The following is an 18118-nucleotide window of genomic DNA, read 5'->3' on the forward strand; positions in this document are numbered from 1 at the left end:
GGTCCGGCGATAGTGCCTGACGCCGCGTGTGGGGACCAAGCAAATGCTCGGACGCAAGATGTCGAACGCCTCCGCCCGGCGCTGTTTAGCTGCGTTGGATCGATCGCTCGCCATCATTCAGTTCGACACGACCGGGATCCTGGCGGCCAACACCAACTTCTGCTTGGCGATCGGCCATGAGGCCTCGAGATCATCGGTCGGCACCACAGTATGTCTCGTGTAGCCGGAATACGCCCGGTCGGCGGACTACAAGGCGCTCTGGAAGAAGTTGAGTGGACGGCGAGTTCGACGCGCGCGAATACAAGCGGATCGGAAAGGGTGTCCGCGAAGTCTGGATCCAGGCGAGCTACAATCCGGTACGCAACGGCGCTGGAAGGTCGTGGGCGTCGAAAGCGGCCACGGACATCACCGAGGTCAAGCTGCGCGAATGCGGAGTCTGAGGGCAAGCTGAACGCCATCTCCCCTCGCCCAGGCGATCATCGAGTTTGAGACGGATGAGTACGATCATCACGGCCAACGAGGCGTTCCCTGTCGTGGGCTCCAGCCTTGAGGGAGATCCCGGGGTCGGGGCATCGGATGCTTCGTCGATGCCGCCCACGCCGAATCTTCCGAGTACGCCGTCTTCCGGCGCAGGCCGAACGCCTGCGAGTTTGTAAAATGCGCCGCCGAGTTCCAGCTTTCGGCAAGAACGGTGGGAGGTGTGGATCAGCGCCTCCCGCAATCCGATCTTCGACATGGATGGCCGCGTGATGAAGGTGGTGAAGTTCGCCTCCGCCGATTGCCCCGCGTGAACGCGGTACAGAGCATCGGCGAGGGCTTGGCGGCCCTTGCCGCCGGGCGCCCACGCGCCGGCTCGAAACCTCGTTCCCGCCGGAGTACGAGCAGTTGCGCTCTGATTACAACAGCGCCATGGAGACGCTGCAACAGGCCATGCGCGCCATCAACGACGCGGCCCCACGGCATCCGGTCGGGGCACCGACGAGATCGCTGCGCCTTCGACGACCTCGCTCGAAGTCCAGGCTATAGCAGCAGGCGGCCCCGCTTTTTGAGGAGACCGCCGCCGCGTTGGACCATGATCACACGCCGTGCGGACCACGGCGGAGGGGCGAAACACGCCCAGCAGGTCGTGTCCAGCACCGGGCGACGAGGGCCCAGGCAGTCTGGCGAAGTCGTGCGCGAGGCGATCACTACGCCATGGGCGATCGAACGCTCCTCAAGCGAGATCAGCCAGATCATCGGCGTGATCGACGATCGCCTTCCAGACCAATCTGCTGGCCCTGAACGCGGGCGTGGAAGCCGCCCGGGCAGGCGACGCCGGCAAGGGTTAGCCGCCGTCGCCTCTGAAGTCCGGGCGCTGGCCCAGCGTTCCGCGGACGCCGCGAAGGGAAATCAAGACGCTGGATGCACCGCCTCGACCAGTCAGGTGTACGGAAGGCGTCAGCCTGGGTGGGGCTGACCGTCTGCCTGGCTTTGAGGCGGGATCGTGGCCCAGGTTGTGGGAAATCAACACCGCGGTCACGGAGATCGCGGCCTCGGCTCAGGAGCAGTCCACGGGGCTCCAGCAGGTGAACACCGCCGTCAACCAGATGGATCAGGCGACCCAGCAGAACGCGGCGATGGTGGGAACAGTCCACCGCCGCCAGCCACAGCTTGGCGTAGGATACCCGAGAGATGACGCGCCTGATCAGCCGCTTCGAAGTCGGCGGCGCGCCACCGGCTCCCTGGCGCTCAGAGCGGCACCCTCGCCTACGGCCGCGTCGTGGCTCTGAAGTCGGTGATCGACCCTCCGTCGTAACGGCGGCTTCCGCAAGGCTCTTCGTGGCCGCCAGTTCTGAGTGGGAGGCATTCTAGTCGAGGTCCCGCTCATGGCTGGCGCTCACCTGGAGGTGGCGTCTACAATATTGCCTCTTGCACTTCGACGATATGTTCAGCGGGAGCAGAGCGCCGCGCTCGCGGCCTTCCTCGAAAGGTACCGAACACCGCCGGTCAATGCGGCACGGGCGGGCCGCCAAGATTGACGGCGACCGCGCCTCAGGCGGCAACAGGCTCGTCGCAGAGCAACACGGCAATGCACGTCGTACCCCTGCCAAAGTTCGACGTTCGGCGTTGCTGGTGTCGCACAACTTGCGGATCCGACGATGCCGCCCAGCTATTCCGAGATGATCTCGCCCGCTGTTCCGATCTGATGCCGCCCAGCGGCACAGCCTTCATCGACAGGTTTCATCTGTCTGGGGTTCGGCCGGCTGGTCAAGCCTGATCGGCGGGTTTCGGGCGGCGCAGGGAGTCGCCGCTGAGGTCCAGGCGGTGGGCGTTGTGGACGAGCCGGTCGAGGATGGCGTCGGCGTAGGTGGCCTCGCCGATGACGGTGTGTGCCAGGCCGAGACCGGTAGTTGGCTGGTGACGATGGTGGAGCGCCGGCCGTAACGGTCCTCGAGGGATCTCGAGCAGGTCGTGACGTGCCTGGGCGTCGAGCGGCTCCAGGCCCCAGTCGTCCAGGATCAGCAGTTGCACGGCGCCCAGGCTCTTGAAGCGGCGGCCGATGCTGCCGTCGCCGTGCGCCAGCGCCAGCTCGTCGAAGAGCTTGGGGACGCGGACGTAGAGCACCGAGCGGTTGTCGCGGCAGGCTTTGTGGCCGAGCGCGCAGGAGATCCAGCTCTTGCCCACCCCGGTCGGGCCGCAGATCACCAGGTTCTCGGCCGCGTCGATCCAGTGGCTTTTGAGCAGCGTCGTGAGGACGCCGCGGTCCAGTCCGCGGGGGGCGCGGTAGTCGATGTCTTCCGGGACGGCGTGGTGGCGCAGCCGCGCATGGCGGAGCCGGGCGCCGAGACGCTTGTCCTGTCGGTGCACGGTTTCACGGTCCAGCAGCAGCGCCAGCCAGTCGGCATGTCCCAGGCCGCCGGCTTCGGGGTTGTCGAGCAGTTCGCGGAAGGCCTTGGCCATGCCTTGGAGGCCCAGGACGTTGAGCTGGTCGAAGGTGGGATGGGTCAGCATCAGATCTCCTCAGTGGTAGTAGGTTGAGCCGCGGATGTTGGGGTGGGCGACGGCGCCGCCGGCTCGCCGTCGCGCCGCCGGACCGGTTGGCCGTCGAGCCGGTTGTCGAGGATGGATTTGACCGCGCCGTAGCTGCGCGCGCTCACCAGCAGGGCGCGCTCGCAGGCCGCCTCCAGGCGCGCGACGCCGTAGACCTTGGCCAGGCGCACGATCCCCATCGTGGTGCGGAAGCCCTGTTCGGGGTGCGGCCGGTGCTCGAGGATCACCTGGCAGAGCAGCGCCACGGAAGGGCCGCAGGCCCGCGCCTCGCTCAGGATCCGCTCGATGGTCCAGTCGCTGTAGCGGCGGTGGCTGGCCGGCATGTGCTCGCTGAGCGTGGTGTGTTTGCCGTCGCCGGAGCCACGCAGGTGGGCGGCGATGCGCTCGCCGTGCAGGAAGATCTCCACGGCGCGGGCGGTGAGCCGCACCTCCACCGTCTCGCGGGCGTGACGGTAGGGGGACGGAGTAGAAGTGGCCGTCGACGTCGACGTGGTAGTCCAGCCCCACCTTGCGCACGCGCCATTCGGCGAGGGCATAGGGCTCGGCCGGCAGGGCTTTAAGCCGCGGGGCGTCGATCTCCGCGAAGAGCTGGCGACGGGTGCGGCGCTGATAACGCCGGACCTGCTGCTCGTTGAGCCAGACCAGCAGCTCGCCCAGGGCGGCGTTCACCTCGGCCAGGCTGTAGAAGCGTCGATGGCGCAGCTTGCCGAGCAGCCAACGCTCGGCGATCCGCACTGCGGCTTCCACCTTGGCCTTGTCCCGCGGCCGCCTGGGCCGCGCCGGCAGCACCGCGGTGTCGTAGTGGGCGGCCAGCTCGCCGTAGGTGCGATTGACCTGCGGGTCGTAGAGGCAGGCCTTGATGATCGCCACTTTGGGGTTGTCCGGCACCAGCAGCCGCGGCGCGCCGCCGAAGAAGGCGAAGGCCTGCACGTGGCCGTCGACCCAGTCGGGGAGCTTCTCGCTCCAGGTGGCGCAGGCGAAGGTCAGGCTGGAGGCGCCCAGCACCCCGACGAAGATGTGCGCCGGCTGTGTCTTGCCGCTGCGGCGGTCGATGATCACCGGCACGGTGTCGCCGGCGTAGTCGACGAAGAGCTTGTCGCCGCCAAGATGCGTCTGGCGCATCGTCACCGGCAGGCGGGCTTCCCAGCTGCGGTAGAGCTCGCAAAATCGGCTGTAGCGATAGCCGTCCGGATAAGCCTCGATGTACTCGTCCCACAGGATCTGCAGGGTGACGTGCTTCTTCTTCAGCTCGCGGTTGAGCGCCGCCCAGTCCGGCTCGGCGCGCCGACGGAAGCCCTGCTTTGTCCTGCTCTCGCCGTAGAGCCGGTCTTCCAGCTCGCTGTCCGTCAGATCCAACGGCAACGGCCAGGCGAGACCGGATTCTTCGAAGCGCCGCGTCATCTCGCGGAACGTCGACGGGGCGATCCCCATCCGGCGGGCGATCTCCCGCCCGCCAAGCCCGGCGTCCAGGCGCAGCCTCAACATCTCGCGCACGCGGCGCATCGCAATCCTCTCCGTCGGCATCGGCCTCTCCTCGAAAGGAGGAGAGCCTAGCGTCGGCGAAGGCCTGGACCGCCGGGCCGCCTGGGCGGGATCATCCCGGATCCTGGGCGGCGTTATCCCGGAACGGTGGGCGGGATCACTTCGGAATGGTGGGCGGCATCAAATCGGAACGGCGGGCGCGATCACGTCGGATCCGCACACAACTCGCGCGCGACCGCCTTGGCTGCATCATCGTCCGCCGCATCGATCCAGTCGCCGCTGACGATACGTCCGGCAGGATTCAATCTGTAAGCGTGGTATTGCACGACCGTCACAGTCTCCTCCGCTTCAGGTAGTGATCGCAATCGCGCTCGGCCGCAGAGGGAATATGCGAGAGTCCGCTCCGACCTGCGAAGCAAGGTATGTGCATGCCTCGCGTGGCCGGAAACACCGCAAAGAGTGCGCTCACCTCACTTCAGGCGAGGCATGCCCACCCGCTCGGCACCAACGCAGGAGCAGGCCTTCGCCAGCTGGTTCATCAATAAGAACGGCGGCGGTAATGCTGTACCGGCGGCGTCGCTGGCGTAGGCCCTCACTGATGCTCGTCATCTGCTTGTCCGCCAGACATCTGCACGGCCCCGCTTACAGCCTTCAAGGTGGCATCATCTTCGACCACGGGAGGGATGATCGCGGTGACTACGGCTGTGGCGTAGTAGGACACGCGCACGCCCCCGATGTACCGTCCTACGGAGCGCATGTGGGAGACGAAGATGCAGCCTAAACTCAGTCTGCGCCTGCCGAGCGCGGCGATCTTCTGGTCCGGACTCCTTGCCGTGGGAATTCTGCAAATTGGCGGAGCGGCGTTCGTAGCTGCACAGCCTTGGAGGCAGGCCGAGCGGGCGCAGCAGCAACGCTTGTGCGCTCTGGCCATCGAATGGGTTCTAGGGGCCCACGATCAGACGACTCTAGAACGTGGCAAGTACCTGATCCGTGAACTTGACTGCGATATCGTTCGGAACAGCATGTCAGCCGCGCTCTGAGTTGGGCGATATGAGTCCCTCGCTCGGTTGAACTGCCCAGACGACCTGACTCCATTTGGGCTGCGAACCGCGTTCTCGCGTTTTGAGTGTCAACCTGCCAGCAATTGGATCCGCGTCGCACGTTTGGAGTCAGTGGCGCCAGGGAACTTCACTCGCGAAACTTGGTATCAGCGACACCGGCGGCCCTTCGAGGCCCCTGGGAGCTGCCACCCGGTCGACCAACAGTCGGATTGCGTGGTCTCGGCTTTGCTTGGCCGCACAGGCTTCTACTCGATATGGGATTCGAGTTCAGTTGGATGCCGAGGCGCTTCACGCGGTCGCCTCGACAGCCAGCCGTCGACGCTCACCGGTGCCATGCACCAGGCGATAGAGCGAGGGCAGGACCAGCAAGGTGAGCAGTGTCGAGGAGATAATCCCGCCAATCACGACGGTCGCGAGCGGACGTTGGACTTCGGCCCCCGCTCCCACGTTAAACGCCATTGGCACAAAACCGAGGCTCGCCACCAAGGCCGTCATTAACACAGGGCGCAGCCTGGTCAGGGCGCCTTCGCGGATCGCTTCGTCTAGTCCTCTACCCTCGGCCAGGAGGTTACGGATGAAGCTCACCATCACGACGCCGTTCAGGACGGCCACACCGGAGAGCGCGATGAAGCCGACGCCGGCGGAGATGGAGAGGGGCAACCCCGCAGGAGAAGGGCGGCTACCCCGCCCGTCAACGCCAGCGGCACGCCTGAAAAGACGATGGCGGCGTCCTTCACCGAGCGGAACAGCGCAAAGAGCAGGCCGAAGATCAGCAGCAGGGCGGCGGGTACGACGAGCTGAAGGCGCTTGGCCGCCGAAATCAGCTGCTCGAACGTGCCGCCATAGCTGACCCAGTAGCCGCTAGGGAGCTCGACTTCGACTCCCACCTTCTGCTGAACCTCGGTGATGAAGGAGCCAAGGTCGCGCCCGCGGACGTTCGCTGTCACCACGACACGGCGCTTGCCGTCCTCGCGGCTGATCTGGTTGGGCCCGATCTCGACTTCGATCTTGGCCACGTCCTGCAATGGGACGAAGCCGCGGGGCGCGCCTTCCGCCGCCGGCAACGGGATCTGGAGCCGACCGATCTCATCGACGTTGCGGCGAATGTCCTCCGGCAACCGGACAATGACGTCGAACCGGCGGTCGCCCTCGAAGATCTGGCCTGCGACCGCGCCGCCGATCGAAGCGGCGACCACGTCCTGGACATCCTCCACGTTCAGCCCAAGCCGGGCGAGGGCGGCGCGATCAGGCGTGATCTGCAGCACCGGAAGTCCGGTAATCTGCTCTACCCCGACATCCTGAGCGCCTTCGATCCCCTCCACCACAGAGCCGACCGCCTCGCCGATCGAAAGCAGCACGTCGAGGTCGTCGCCGAAGACCTTCACAGCAACGTCAGCGCGAACGCCTGACAGGAGTTCGTTGAAGCGCATCTGGATGGGCTGGGTGAACTCATAGTTGTTGCCGGGGATCGTAACCACGGCCGCCTGGAGCTCGGCCAACAACTCCGCGCGGGGCTTGCGGGGGTCGGGCCAGTCCTTCCGATCCTTCAGCATGACGAAGGTGTCGGCGACCGACGGCGGCATCGGATCAGTAGCCACCTCCGCTGTACCCAGTTTGGCAACGACGCGCTCTACCTCCGGAAAGCGCTTTAGACGGGCCTCAAGCGCCGACTGCATCTGGACCGCCTGCGTCAGGCTGGTGCCGGGGATCCGCAGGGCGTGGAGGGCGATATCCCCTTCATCGAGGTTCGGGACGAACTCCGACCCCATGCGGCTCGCTGCAAAGCCAGCGATCACGACGAGAACGACGGCCCCCGCGACGAAGGCTGTGCGGAGGCGCAGCGCCGCGTCCAGAGCGGGTTGGTACACCCGCCGCGCGCGCCGCATGACGGGACTCTCCTTCTCCTCGACCCTGCCGGCGACGAAGAGCGCAACGGCGGCCGGCACGAAGGTCAGGGAGAGGACCATGGCTGCGGTCAGGGCGATCACCACGGTGATGGCCATGGGATGGAACATCTTACCCTCCACTCCCGTCAGGGCGAAGATCGGCACATAGACAAGCGTGATGATCAGGACGCCGAAGAGCGAGGGGCGGATCACTTCGTCGGTCGCGCTCGCGGTGAGCTCGAAGCGTTCCTCGCGGGTGAGCAAACGCCCAAGCCTGTGCTGAGCCTCGCCAAACCGACGCAGGCAGTTCTCGACGATGATCACCGCGCCATCGACGATCAGGCCGAAGTCGAGGGCGCCGAGGCTCATGAGATTCCCGGAGACCCGCGTCTGCACCATCCCGGTGATGGTCAGCAGCATGGACAGGGGGAATGATGGCCGCGGTGATCAGAGCCGCACGGAAATTGCCGAGCAGCAGGAAGAGCACCACGATCACGAGTAGAGCCCCTTCGAGGAGGTTCTTCTCGACCGTCGCAATGGCGCGATCCACCAGGTCTGTGCGGTCGTAGACCGCCTGAGCGGTCACGCCGGGCGGAAGGGCCTTAGCCGCCTCCTCGAGGCGTTCCGCGGCCGCGCGCGCAACGGTGCGGCTGTTCTCGCCCACCAGCATGAAGACCGTGCCCAGCACTACCTCTCGGCCATTCTCGGTCGCCGCCCCTGTGCGCAGCTCCTCGCCCATGCCGACGTCGGCGACGTCGCCGACCCGGATGGGCACGCCGCCGCGATTGCTGACGATGATGCCGCGCAGATCCTTGAGCCCAGCCGCCTGCCCGGGCACGCGCACGAGGTACTGTTCGCCGTAGCGCTCCACATAGCCCGCGCCGACGTTGGCGTTGTTGGCGCCCAGGGCTGAGACCACGTCACCAATGGTCAAGCCGTAGGCCGATAGCCGTTCCGGAAGCGGGGTGACGTGATACTGCCGCTCGAAGCCACCGATGGTGTTGACCTCGGTGACGCCGGGGGTGTTGCGCAACTGAGGTCTGATGACCCAGTCCTGCAAAGTCCGCAGGTCCTCAGGCGTATAGGCGCTGCCGTCCGGTTTGCGCCACCCGGGACGGGCCTCCAGGGTGTACATGAAGATCTCGCCGAGCCCCGTGGCGATCGGACCCAACTCGGGCGTCAGGCCCTCCGGCAGTTGGCTGCGCGCGCCCTGCAGCCGTTCGTTGACCAGCTGGCGCGCGAAGTAGATGTCGGTCCCGTCTTTGAAGACGACCGTCACCTGGCTCAGGCCATAGCGCGAGATCGAGCGAGTGTATTGCAGGCCCGGAATCCCTGCGATCGCCGTCTCGACCGGGAAGGTGATCCGTTGTTCGGATTCCCAAGGGTGAGAAGCCTGGCGCCTCGGTGTTGATCTGCACCTGGACATTGGTGATATCAGGCGTGGCGTCGATGGGCAGACGTTGAAAGCTCCAGACGCCGATTGCGGCGCTGAGGAGCACGAGCGCAAGGACGATCCAGCGATAGCGGATCGAGAGCGCGACGATGCGTTCAAGCATGTTCTGATCCGCTTCTAGTGATCGTGGCTCGCGCCGGACTTGTCGATGTCCGCGCGGATGAGGAAGGCGCCATCGGTGACGTACTCGGTTCCGGGCTCGAGGCCCCCGAGGACCTCGGTCCATTCAGGGGTGCTGCGTCCCAGTTCCAGCATCCGCACCTCGTAGGTATTCCCGACCTTCGCGAAGACGACGGTGAAGTCCCTGAACCGCTGGAGGGCCTTGGTGCGCACGGCCAATGGGGCTTGCTGGGTCGCCACCTGGAACGAGCCCTCGACGCCCATACCCGGGCGGAAAGTGGCTGCGGCGCTTGGCGGCAGGTGAACGTGCGCCATCAGGGTCTGACTGGACATGTCAGCGGTCGGCAGAATGGCCTCTACAGGCGCTACGAGGCGGCTTTCGCCCGAGAGAGTGCGCACCTCCACCTTTTGGCCGACGCGGACGCGCTCGGCGTCGCGCGGATAGACGAAGAATTCCGCGTGCAGCTTGGTGGGGTCGGCGATGACGAACAGCGCCTGGTCGGAAGCCACATCGCCGACATTGGCGTTCTTCTGGACGATGACGCCGCCGATCGGGGCCGGGATGGCGTAGGTCTGCAGGCTCTGGCTCGACTCGACACGGGCCAGGACCTGCCCCTTGCGGACCTGCTGTCCCAGCTGGCCGGTCATGGCCATGATCCGGCCAGGGTACCAGGCGCGGACGTCCCCCCTCTCCTTCCGGAGTAATCTCGACCCGCCCCGCCATATCGACGAGCTCGGCCAGCAGCACGGGACCCGCGCGCTCGGTCTTCACCCCGCCAGCCTGCGCCGCCTCCGCGGAGATGGTGGTGCGGCCTTCATAGGAGGGGTAGGCCCATTGATGGGTTCGGCCCCCCTCGACTGCGCGGACCTTCACGTCGAATGAGTGGGGCTCGGTGACCACGCCATTGCCGCGGAGGTAGTCGGACTGAGGCGCGAAGGCGAACTGATCAACCCGGCCGCCCAGGCGGGCGAGTTCGACGGTGAGCTGGACTTGCCGGGGATCGATCGGCTTGTCTTTGCGGTAGGCGTAGACGTGAAACTCCGGATCCACGCCCTCTTCGAAGATGGTCATCTCGACGGCGAAGTCTCCGTCCCGAAGCATGCGGCCGCGGTGAGGCCCGCGCTCGTAGTCTGCGGCCGCGGCTGCGCCGTGCTCGGCTCCCTCCGCCGGCGTCTGTTTCCCATCCCCACAGGCTGCGAGGAGAGCGGCGGCCGTGATCAGGAGCGCAAGGCGCGACAGCCGATTGAGTGCATAGGCGTTCATCAGCGACGCTCCGCGTTCGAGGTTGAAGACGAGATCCCAGCGTGGCGGCCGGTGAGACGGTCCAGGGCGGCCCGCTCGACGTGGTACTGCCGCAGCACGCTGACGCGCCGAGCCCTGGCCTCGGCCAAAGCTCGCTCGGCCTCGGTCACATCGAGGTACTGGAACCCTCCGCGGTTGAAGCCTTCACGCACCTGCTCGACCGACCTGATGGCAGGTGGGATGACTTCCGCCCGGATGCGTTCCGCCTCGGCCGCGGCCGCCGAAATACGTACGGTCAGCTGAGCGATCTCGCGCTCTCGCGTCAGACGAGCCGCGGCGATGTCCGCCTCAGCAGCCGTTCGCTCGGCCTGGGCGCGCTCGATAGCCGCCCGATTGGTGTCGTTGCGCCGCAGCGGGATTGTTCCGCCCACCACAAAGGCCACGTTCGCGCCATCGCCCAAGTAGCGGACTCCAGCGCGTAGAGTTGGATCAGGCACAGCGCGCGCCTGCTCCACCCGGATATTGGCGAGCGCAATATTCCGCTCGGCTTCAAGCAGGGCGAAGTCCGGCGTGGTGAACATGGAAGGAACGACGGGAGCTTTGGCGTCGAAGAATGGCTCTAAAGCCAGACGGAAGTCAGGCTGGCCGCTCCAGAACCGTGCAAGCGCCGCCCGAGCGTTGTGGGCGCGGTCCCGAGCCTGATCGCGTGCGATCTCCGCCTGAGCCGTCATCATGTCGGCGCGCGAGCCGGCGAAGAGCGGATCGCGGGCGCTCTTCACGCGCCGGTCGATGTCCGCCTGGGCTTGGCGAGCGGCGATGAGCCTGGCCTCGGTGATCAAAAGCTCCGCTTCGGCCGCCGCCGCCTCTGCGTAAGCGACCTGCACGTCACGAAGGACGTCCAGTGTGCGGACTTGGCGTCGCAGCCGCGCGGCCTCGATCTCAGCCCGCGCGCGTCCCGTCCGGGCCTCGCGCTTCCCCCGCGCTCAAGCGTCTGCTGATAGCTGAGCGTCGCCTCGGTGCGATCCAGGAGTGAATAGGCGCCGGTGCCCGCGAAATTCTCCAGGTCCAAACCGAGGGTGGGATTCGGCCTCACCCCCGCTTGCCGCAGATTAGCTTCGGCGGCCGCCAAGCGGGCCTCGGAGCCGGCAATGGTCGGATCAGCCGCGAAAGCCCTGGCGAGCGCCTCCGACAGGCTGAGAGCGGGCGGCTCGGCTTGCGCTCGCGCGGCAGCGGGCGCGCTGAGGCCTAGGATGAGGGTGGCGGCGAACGCCAGCCCAAGCCGCGAGCTCGCGCGACGTTGGAATCTGAATGACATCTGTCTCTCGAAGCATGGGGGATCAGGCGCGCGCGGCCTGATCGCCGCGCTATGTCAGGCGAAGACTTCGAGAGGCATCTTGGGAGGGCGTTCTAGCCCAAAGATCATGCCGGCGGCCGGCGGAGCGTCATTTGGCGCACGGAGCACCAGGGACTGGCCTTCGACCGCCGGCACAGCGTCCGCTCGAGGAAGCAGGGAGACCTGGGGCCCGTCGCTGTGGTGATGATGGGCCGGGGCGTCTCCAGCGCCATCAGCCGGAGCCTCGGCCTGCGGTTCGTGGTCGTGATCGGCGCCGTGATCGTCTTGGTCGAAGTATACCTGACCGGCCAGGGAGACGGCCGGATGGTCTATCGACAAGCTGTGCTGGGCTTGGTCCAGGGTCGCGATCGGCGCCTGAGAGACAAGCACGGCCGTCAACGCCACGCAAAGCGTAGCGAGGAACGTCCTTAGCTTTCTGGCTCGCAGCGCTACCACTCAGAACTCCTGGCAGGCGTTACTAGGTTGCGCAGCCTGCGGGTGCAAGAACAGTGACATGCGACTAGACGCCCATTCTCGGCCACTGATGGTGGAGATCATCAATGACGAAAGCATGTACGTGTTCGGACCGCCCGACGGCCCGGGAATCCTCACGCCAATGAGGATGGTCAGAGGGCAGTTCGGTGTGAGTATGCGCGAGCTGATCGGGATCGCGCGCCGGCCATACCTTCAGACCAATGACCACCCCGGCGAGCCAGATTAGAGCCAGCGCCACGAGGTCGCGGACATACCCAGCGCCGCGCCGAGGCCGCCGGCGACTGTAGGTCAACAGCCAGCAGGCCGGTACGCCCGTGAGCGTGCTGACAACGGGCGCCTATAAGATCGTCTGGTCTGCCGCCTCGGCCGACGGCCACAAGATGACCGGCGAAGGGGCCTTCAAGGTCGGCTGACGTGCTCGAGCCTGCGGTGATCGTCCTCAGGCTGGTGCAGTACGCGGGAGCGATGTTCCTCATGGGATCGTCGCTCTTCTTTATCTATGCCCCTCCCCTCCGCAGGTCCCGGCTCCGCCGCGGAGGCGCCCTGGGCCCGCAGGCTGCTGGCGAGCGCCGGCGCGCTGCTGGCGCTCGCGACGCTGCTGTGGATCGCCGCCCAGGCCAGCGTGCTGGCCGGATCGATGGTGGAAGGCCTTAAACCCGAAGCGCTCGGCGCGGTGATGACGAGCAAGGATCTCGGCAAGGCGGGAATTCTCCGGGCGGGCGTCGCCTTCCTGGCCGCAATACTGGCCATGATGCTGAGGCCGGCGCGCGCCAGTTGGGTCGTCGCGGCCGCGCTTGGGACCGTCGCGACCGCGACCTTCGCCTGGATGGGTCATGGCGCGGCCACGGAGGGGCCACGCATGTCCAAGATCTATGACCACCCCCGCCCCGTTGCACCTGGGCTGGAACCTACAAGAGAGAAACTAGAAGCGCGCCGTCAGCCCCACTTTCACTGCTGTCGGCGAGCCCGGGGTGATATTGTTGTTGCTGTTGGCGTAGAGGAAGTAGCGCTTGTCCAGCAGATTCTCGACGTTCACCTGGGCCGTGATCTGGTCGGTGACGTCATAGAACACAGCCGCATCTAGACGGGTGAACCCGGGCATCACCACCAGATTGTCCGTCGAGGCGTAGCGCTTGCCTTGGTAGATCGCCCCGAGCGCGACACCCAGTTTCGGCGTCACCTCGTACCGGCTCCAAAGTGAGGCGCTGTGCTTGGGCATGTTCGGCAGGTTGTTACCGGCCCGGACGGTGCCCGAGACGTTGTCGAGGAACTCGCCGTTGGACAGGGTGTAAGCCGCGACGAAGCTCAGCTGCTCATTCAATTCGCCCGCCGCGCTCAGCTCCACGCCTCGCGTGCGCTGCTTGCCGATCGGCACGGTGGGCGACGCCGCATTGCTGGGATCGGAGAGCGCCAGCACGTTATCGCGGTCCAGCTGGAAGACCGCCGCAGTTACATTGAAAGACGGGTTGATGTCCCACTTCGCGCCGAGCTCGTAGTTCTGGAATGTCTCGGGATCTAGGTTTTGATTGCTGATCGATAGGCTGGTGAGCTGGTCGCCGCCACGCGGCTGGTAGGTCTTCGAATAGCCGGCATAGATCGATGCGTTCTGCACCGGCTTCCAGATCACCCCCCACTCGCGGGGACCAGAGCGTGTCGGTCACATCGAATTGCCGCTGCTGCCCGGCCGGGAAGCCAACCACGCGCCGGTCGGTCACGCGCGTGCGGAAGTCCTCGTAGCGAACGCCCAGCACCAATTTGAGGGCCTCGGTGAGGCCGATCTGGTCCTGGACGTAGCCGGCCTTGACCGTCGCGACACCCTTGTTGTCGCCGCTCGACGCAGTCTGCGTCCACGTCAAGGGAAGCCGGACGTTAGAGGCGGAGATCGGCACGGTGACCGAGGCGGCGTTGCCGGCGAAGCGCCCTTCGAAGCGACGGTTATCGGTGATCTGGTGCCCGTATTCCGCACCGGCCAGCACCAGGTGTTCGATCGTCCCGGTGTTGAACGTCAGGGTCAGATCGGTCTGGCTGATGAAGTTCTTGCGCTCCATCGCGTTGTTGTAGGCCGAAAGGGACACCGTCGTCTGGGCGGCGTTCACTTCGCCCGGGAAAACGTTTTGGTAGAATTTGTCATAGTTCGCCCAGCGCGTGCGATTTCTGATCGACACGTTGCCGCTGAACCTGTGCTCGATGAAGATGTTCGCCGCGTCGGTGTCGGTCCACGTGGGGCTGTTGGATGGATCGCCGAAGAACTGGCCCCGCGGAGTCTTCAGCGGTTTGGTCACCGCCAGGCCGGCCCCGCGGAACTGCGCAGGCACACCACGATCGGCGATGCGGTTGTCTTCGAAATGCTCATAACCGATCTGCACCTCGGTGGCGTCGCCGAGCCGGAACGACCCCGTCGGATTTACACCCCAGCGCTCATAGTTGACTCCGTCACGATAGCTACCGCTGTCCTGATAGACGCCAATGATACGGACAGCCACGCGGTCATTCACGGGAAGTCCAAGGTCGCCGCTGATTCGCTTGTGGTCGTAGCCGCCCGCTTCGAGGCGGAGCTCGCGAACGGACTGCCAGCCGGCGACCTTCGTCACCCGATTGACGACGCCGCCGATGCCGCCGCGCCCGAAGATCATCGCGTTGGGACCCCTGAAGATCTCGAGCCTTTCGATGTTGTAGAGATCGCGATAGGTCTGGACGTCATCGCGCACGCCATCGACGAAGAAGTCGCCCGTGGTGGCATTGCCGCGGAACACCAGAGTCTCCCGGTTGCCCTCCCCTTGCGCTGAGAAGACGCCCGGAACGTATCGGATCGCCTCGCCGATATTGCCCGCCGCCTGGTCGTTGATCTGTTTGATCGAGACGACGGTGACAGCCTGCGGAACGTCGATCAGCGCGGTGTCCGTCCGTGTCCCCGTGGTGCTTCCCGTCACCTTGTAGCTGGTCTTGGATTCCTGCTCGCGGGCTTGAGCGGTCACCGTGACACCGCTGAGGGTATTTGCGTCAGAGGCCGCGTCGGCCTGCGCCACCCCGGTCCAACAGACTGCCGACGTCGCCGCCAGCAGAGCCACACGCCGATGACCCCCGCCCCTCCGCCACTCCACTCATAGCCGAATCCCCCGCGCTCAATTGCGACTGCGAATAGTTCTCAATCGTACCCTGCGGAGCTAGTCAAGCGTGAATGTAGCTGGAGAGGTCGGGGCGCACGGCTGGTAGTTCGAGCCGCGCCCCCACAGGCGCGCCGGGTGAGCGTCCAGATGTCAAATCCGCACGATGATGCCTCGGCATCGCAGGTAGGCCGCCACGCTCCAGGTGAAGCCAACCAAGCCAACGAAGGACAATACAACCGCGAGCAGGGTCTCAGCGCCGGAGCGGGGGGCCGGCCAAAAGCAGACGCGCGGCGGCCGCGGTCATAGCGGTAAGCACGAGCGAATGGAGGATACCAGGACACCCCGCCGCCGGCGAAGCGCACGTCGAAGGCGCCGAGGCGTCGTGACCAGCCGGCTCACATGTTCGGACTGGACTGAGCTACGTGCTCGCGCGCCTGCCGGCGCGCTCGAACAAGCTTTTCGGCGGATCGCCCGTGCGCCGGCCGGCCGGGCGGGCGGTCGCTGCGCTAGCTGAGGGCTGCGCGCCTGCCCTTCGGCCGGCCTCTAGTCGGCGAACTCAGCGACATCTCTAACCGGCGTAGACATTTTGATTGTAGCCGCAAAGTGCAACTGTCAGTGCCGCGCGATAAGAGACACCCGCCTGCGCTCAAGCTTGTGGAAGGTGACGCGATAGATGCCGGCCAGGCCATCAGGATGGCCGTGTGATGACTGAACTGGCGCCTTGGATCGCGGCTTCCGACCGGTCGGTGTTCGTGGCGACCGGGCCGATGTTATGCAGCGCCGAAGGATCCGATGGCTGGGCCGCAAGAACCTTTCGGCTGCGTTTTTCCCAGCTCGCGGGAGCGCTCTTGATTCTCAAGCGACTTGAGCATGTATCTTGTTGTTGAGATTTATTCTCATGAATCCCCAGGACACTTCGATGTTGGCGCTCGCACGCCTCCTTCTTGCAGTTGCCTTTGTCGGAACCGCCCAACTACCCGACACCGTCATGGCACAGAACGCGCCCCCTTCGGCGGAGGTCGCTTGGCGCCTCTTGGACTATATCGCCGTGGATTACCCGGGCGCAGTCTCCAAGGGCAGCATCATCAGCGAGGCCGAGTATGCGGAGATGCGGGAATTCTCCGCCTCCGTACGCAGCCGTATTGTGACCCTGCCGGCCAGTCCCGCTAAGCCGCAGCTCCTTGCGGAGGCAAACGCGCTCGTTGCATCGGTCGATCAACGGGCCGAGCCTGCGGACGTGGCGCGACGAGCCCGGACCCTCGCGACGGATCTCCTGAAGGCCTACCCCGTGCCGCTCGCGCCGCAGGAGGCGCCAGACCTCACAAAGGGCGCGGCCCTGTACGCCGAGCAGTGCGCGTCCTGCCATGGCGCCGCCGGTAGGGGTGACGGCCCGAACGCGAAAGAGCTTGAGCCGCCGCCAATCGCCTTCACCGACGTGGCGCGCGCAAAGGAGCGGAGTCTCTTCGGCCTCTACCAGGTGATCGGACAGGGGCTCGACGGCACGGCCATGGCGAGCTTCGCCCACCTCCCGTCTGAAGACCGCTGGGCCGTCGCCTACTATGTGGGGAGCTTTGCCTACTCGCGAGACGACGAGCGCGCCGGCGAGCAGGCTTGGCGCGCCGAGCCGCAGTTGCCAGCCGTAGTCCCCGACCTGCAAGTCCTGACCCAGACCACGCCTGCAGCATTGGCCGCTCGCGTGGGCGAGCCGCAGGCCACCCAGCTCATGGCTTATTTGCGCCGCCATCCCGAGGCTGTAGCGCCCAAGTCGAATGGCGGGCTGGACGTCGCGCGCCGCAAACTCGCCGACAGCCTGGCGGCCTACCAGGCGGGCGACCGCAAGCGGGCAGAGGAGCTGTCGCTGTCCGCCTATCTTGACGGATTCGAGCCTGTCGAACCTCTGCTTCGGGTGCGCGACGGCGCCCTGATGGCCAAAGTCGAGGCGACAATGGGCGAGCTCCGGGCGAGCCTTGCCCGCGGCGCGCCGCGTCGGCCGAAGTGACCGCGCAGGTCGGTGAGCTCAACGCATTGTTCGATAAGGCCGCTGGCGCGCTCGCCCCAGAGCAAGCCAGCGCCGCCTCGAGCTTCCTCGGCGCCTTCACCATTCTGTTGCGCGAAGGAGTCGAGGCGCTTCTGATCGTGATCGCGATGATCGCCTTCCTGCGCAAGACCGAGCGTCAGGATGTGCTGCCCTATGTCCATGGCGGCTGGATCGCCGCACTTGCGGCAGGGGGGACTTACCTGGGCGGCGGCGACCTACCTCATCTCGATCAGCGGGGCGAGCCGTGAACTCACCGAGGGCTTCGGCTCGCTGGTCTCCGCGATCGTGCTAATCTCGGTGGGCGTGTGGATGCATGGAAAGGCGCAGGCGGGCGCGTGGCAGGCCTATATTCGCGACAAGCTGTCTTCGGCGCTCTCGAAGCGGTCGGCCTGGTTCCTGTTCCTGCTGGCCTTCGTCGTCGTCTACCGGGAAGTGTTCGAGACCATCCTCTTCTACGCCGCCCTTTGGAGCCAGGGAGGTCAGCTCGCGATGGTGTCAGGGGCGAGCCTGGCGGTCATCTGTCTGGCGGGGATCGCCTGGGCGCTGCTGAGCTATAGCAAGCGCCTGCCCATCGCGCAGTTCTTCTCCTATAGCTCGGTCCTCATCGCCGTGCTGGCCGTGGTGCTCGCAGGGAAAGGCGTGGCGGGACTGCAGGAGGCTGGGATACTGGGCGTGCGCCCCTTCCCCCACCTGCCTCGAATCGAGGTGCTCGGCGTGTTCCCGACCTGGGAAGGGCTCCTGGCTCAGATTCTGACGCTGACCGCGGTCCTGGTCGGCTTCCGGGCGGCGGGCCGGCGGGCCCAGGCCGCGGCGCGGGCCTAGGGACGTTGGCCACCGTGAGGCGGCCGGATCAGAGCAGAAGCAGTCGGA

At 66.0% G+C, this 18118-nt stretch carries 11 protein-coding genes and 5 pseudogenes; 8 read left to right on the forward strand and 8 right to left on the reverse strand.

The window, feature by feature from the left end:
* Positions 1–272 precede the first annotated feature (272 nt).
* Together LRS10_RS23355 and LRS10_RS23360 are read left to right on the forward strand one after the other, a co-directional pair.
* A complete protein-coding gene (locus LRS10_RS23355) occupies positions 273–440 on the forward strand; it encodes a hypothetical protein (protein ID WP_257839560.1) in 168 nt (55 codons plus the stop codon).
* A gap of 837 nt (positions 441–1277) precedes the next feature.
* The gene (locus LRS10_RS23360; RefSeq protein ID WP_257839675.1) at positions 1278–1328 is read left to right on the forward strand and encodes a hypothetical protein; all 51 of its coding nucleotides are present in this window, start codon (positions 1278–1280) and stop codon (positions 1326–1328) included.
* A 919-nt stretch (positions 1329–2247) separates the two neighbouring features.
* Here LRS10_RS23360 and LRS10_RS23365 read toward each other — a convergent pair.
* The 3 genes and pseudogenes from LRS10_RS23365 to LRS10_RS23375 form a co-directional block, all read right to left on the reverse strand.
* Positions 2248–2991 carry an ATP-binding protein gene (locus LRS10_RS23365; RefSeq protein ID WP_257839561.1) on the reverse strand — a complete coding sequence of 248 codons (744 nt, stop codon included), beginning with the start codon at positions 2989–2991 and terminating at the stop codon, positions 2248–2250.
* A 9-nt stretch (positions 2992–3000) separates the two neighbouring features.
* A pseudogene (gene istA / locus LRS10_RS23370) lies at positions 3001–4533 on the reverse strand (IS21 family transposase).
* Between the two features lie 182 nt (positions 4534–4715).
* Positions 4716–4847 (reverse strand): hypothetical protein, encoded by a 132-nt coding sequence (locus LRS10_RS23375; protein ID WP_257839562.1) that lies wholly within the window; start codon positions 4845–4847, stop codon positions 4716–4718.
* A gap of 420 nt (positions 4848–5267) precedes the next feature.
* Between LRS10_RS23375 and LRS10_RS23380 the strand changes: the two genes are divergently transcribed.
* Positions 5268–5552 carry a hypothetical protein gene (locus LRS10_RS23380; protein ID WP_257839563.1) on the forward strand — a complete coding sequence of 95 codons (285 nt, stop codon included), beginning with the start codon at positions 5268–5270 and terminating at the stop codon, positions 5550–5552.
* 309 nt (positions 5553–5861) lie between these two features.
* On the opposite strand, the pseudogene LRS10_RS23385 reads toward LRS10_RS23380, so the two are convergent.
* From LRS10_RS23385 to LRS10_RS23395, 3 genes and pseudogenes are all read right to left on the reverse strand, one after another.
* A pseudogene (locus tag LRS10_RS23385) lies at positions 5862–9015 on the reverse strand (efflux RND transporter permease subunit).
* A 14-nt stretch (positions 9016–9029) separates the two neighbouring features.
* A pseudogene (locus LRS10_RS23390) lies at positions 9030–10296 on the reverse strand (efflux RND transporter periplasmic adaptor subunit).
* Entirely contained in the window at positions 10296–11213 is a 918-nt protein-coding gene (locus tag LRS10_RS23395) for a TolC family protein (RefSeq protein ID WP_374571528.1), read from the reverse strand. The pseudogene LRS10_RS23390 and the gene LRS10_RS23395 overlap by 1 nt, the downstream one beginning before the upstream one ends.
* Before the next feature lie 593 nt (positions 11214–11806).
* On the opposite strand from LRS10_RS23395, the gene LRS10_RS23400 reads away from it, so the two are divergent.
* Together LRS10_RS23400 and LRS10_RS23405 are read left to right on the forward strand one after the other, a co-directional pair.
* Positions 11807–12040: a hypothetical protein gene (locus LRS10_RS23400; protein ID WP_257839565.1), complete on the forward strand. Its 234-nt coding sequence runs from the start codon at positions 11807–11809 to the stop codon at positions 12038–12040.
* Between the two features lie 371 nt (positions 12041–12411).
* Positions 12412–12516 (forward strand): annotated as a pseudogene (locus LRS10_RS23405) (copper resistance protein CopC); the annotation flags it as partial.
* Positions 12517–13025: 509 nt separating this feature from the next.
* On the opposite strand, the gene LRS10_RS23410 reads toward LRS10_RS23405, so the two are convergent.
* Together LRS10_RS23410 and LRS10_RS23415 are read right to left on the reverse strand one after the other, a co-directional pair.
* Positions 13026–13715, reverse strand: coding sequence for a TonB-dependent siderophore receptor (locus tag LRS10_RS23410; protein ID WP_257839566.1), 690 nt, complete (start codon positions 13713–13715; stop codon positions 13026–13028).
* Positions 13716–13743: 28 nt separating this feature from the next.
* Positions 13744–15204: pseudogene (locus LRS10_RS23415) on the reverse strand (TonB-dependent receptor); the annotation flags it as partial.
* A gap of 928 nt (positions 15205–16132) precedes the next feature.
* Between LRS10_RS23415 and LRS10_RS23420 the strand changes: the two are divergent.
* The 3 genes from LRS10_RS23420 to LRS10_RS23430 are packed head-to-tail and all read left to right on the forward strand — an operon-like array spanning position 16133 to position 18070.
* Positions 16133–17209, forward strand: a complete 1077-nt coding sequence (locus tag LRS10_RS23420) for a c-type cytochrome (RefSeq protein WP_257839567.1) — start codon at positions 16133–16135, stop codon at positions 17207–17209.
* Entirely contained in the window at positions 17206–17496 is a 291-nt protein-coding gene (locus LRS10_RS23425; protein ID WP_257839568.1) for an FTR1 family protein, read from the forward strand. The genes LRS10_RS23420 and LRS10_RS23425 overlap by 4 nt, the downstream gene beginning before the upstream one ends.
* Entirely contained in the window at positions 17429–18070 is a 642-nt protein-coding gene (locus LRS10_RS23430; protein WP_257839569.1) for an FTR1 family protein, read from the forward strand. The genes LRS10_RS23425 and LRS10_RS23430 overlap by 68 nt, the downstream gene beginning before the upstream one ends.
* Positions 18071–18118: the final 48 nt, after the last annotated feature.

Source organism: Phenylobacterium sp. J426 (genome assembly GCF_024699945.1).
Lineage (GTDB): Bacteria > Pseudomonadota > Alphaproteobacteria > Caulobacterales > Caulobacteraceae > Phenylobacterium.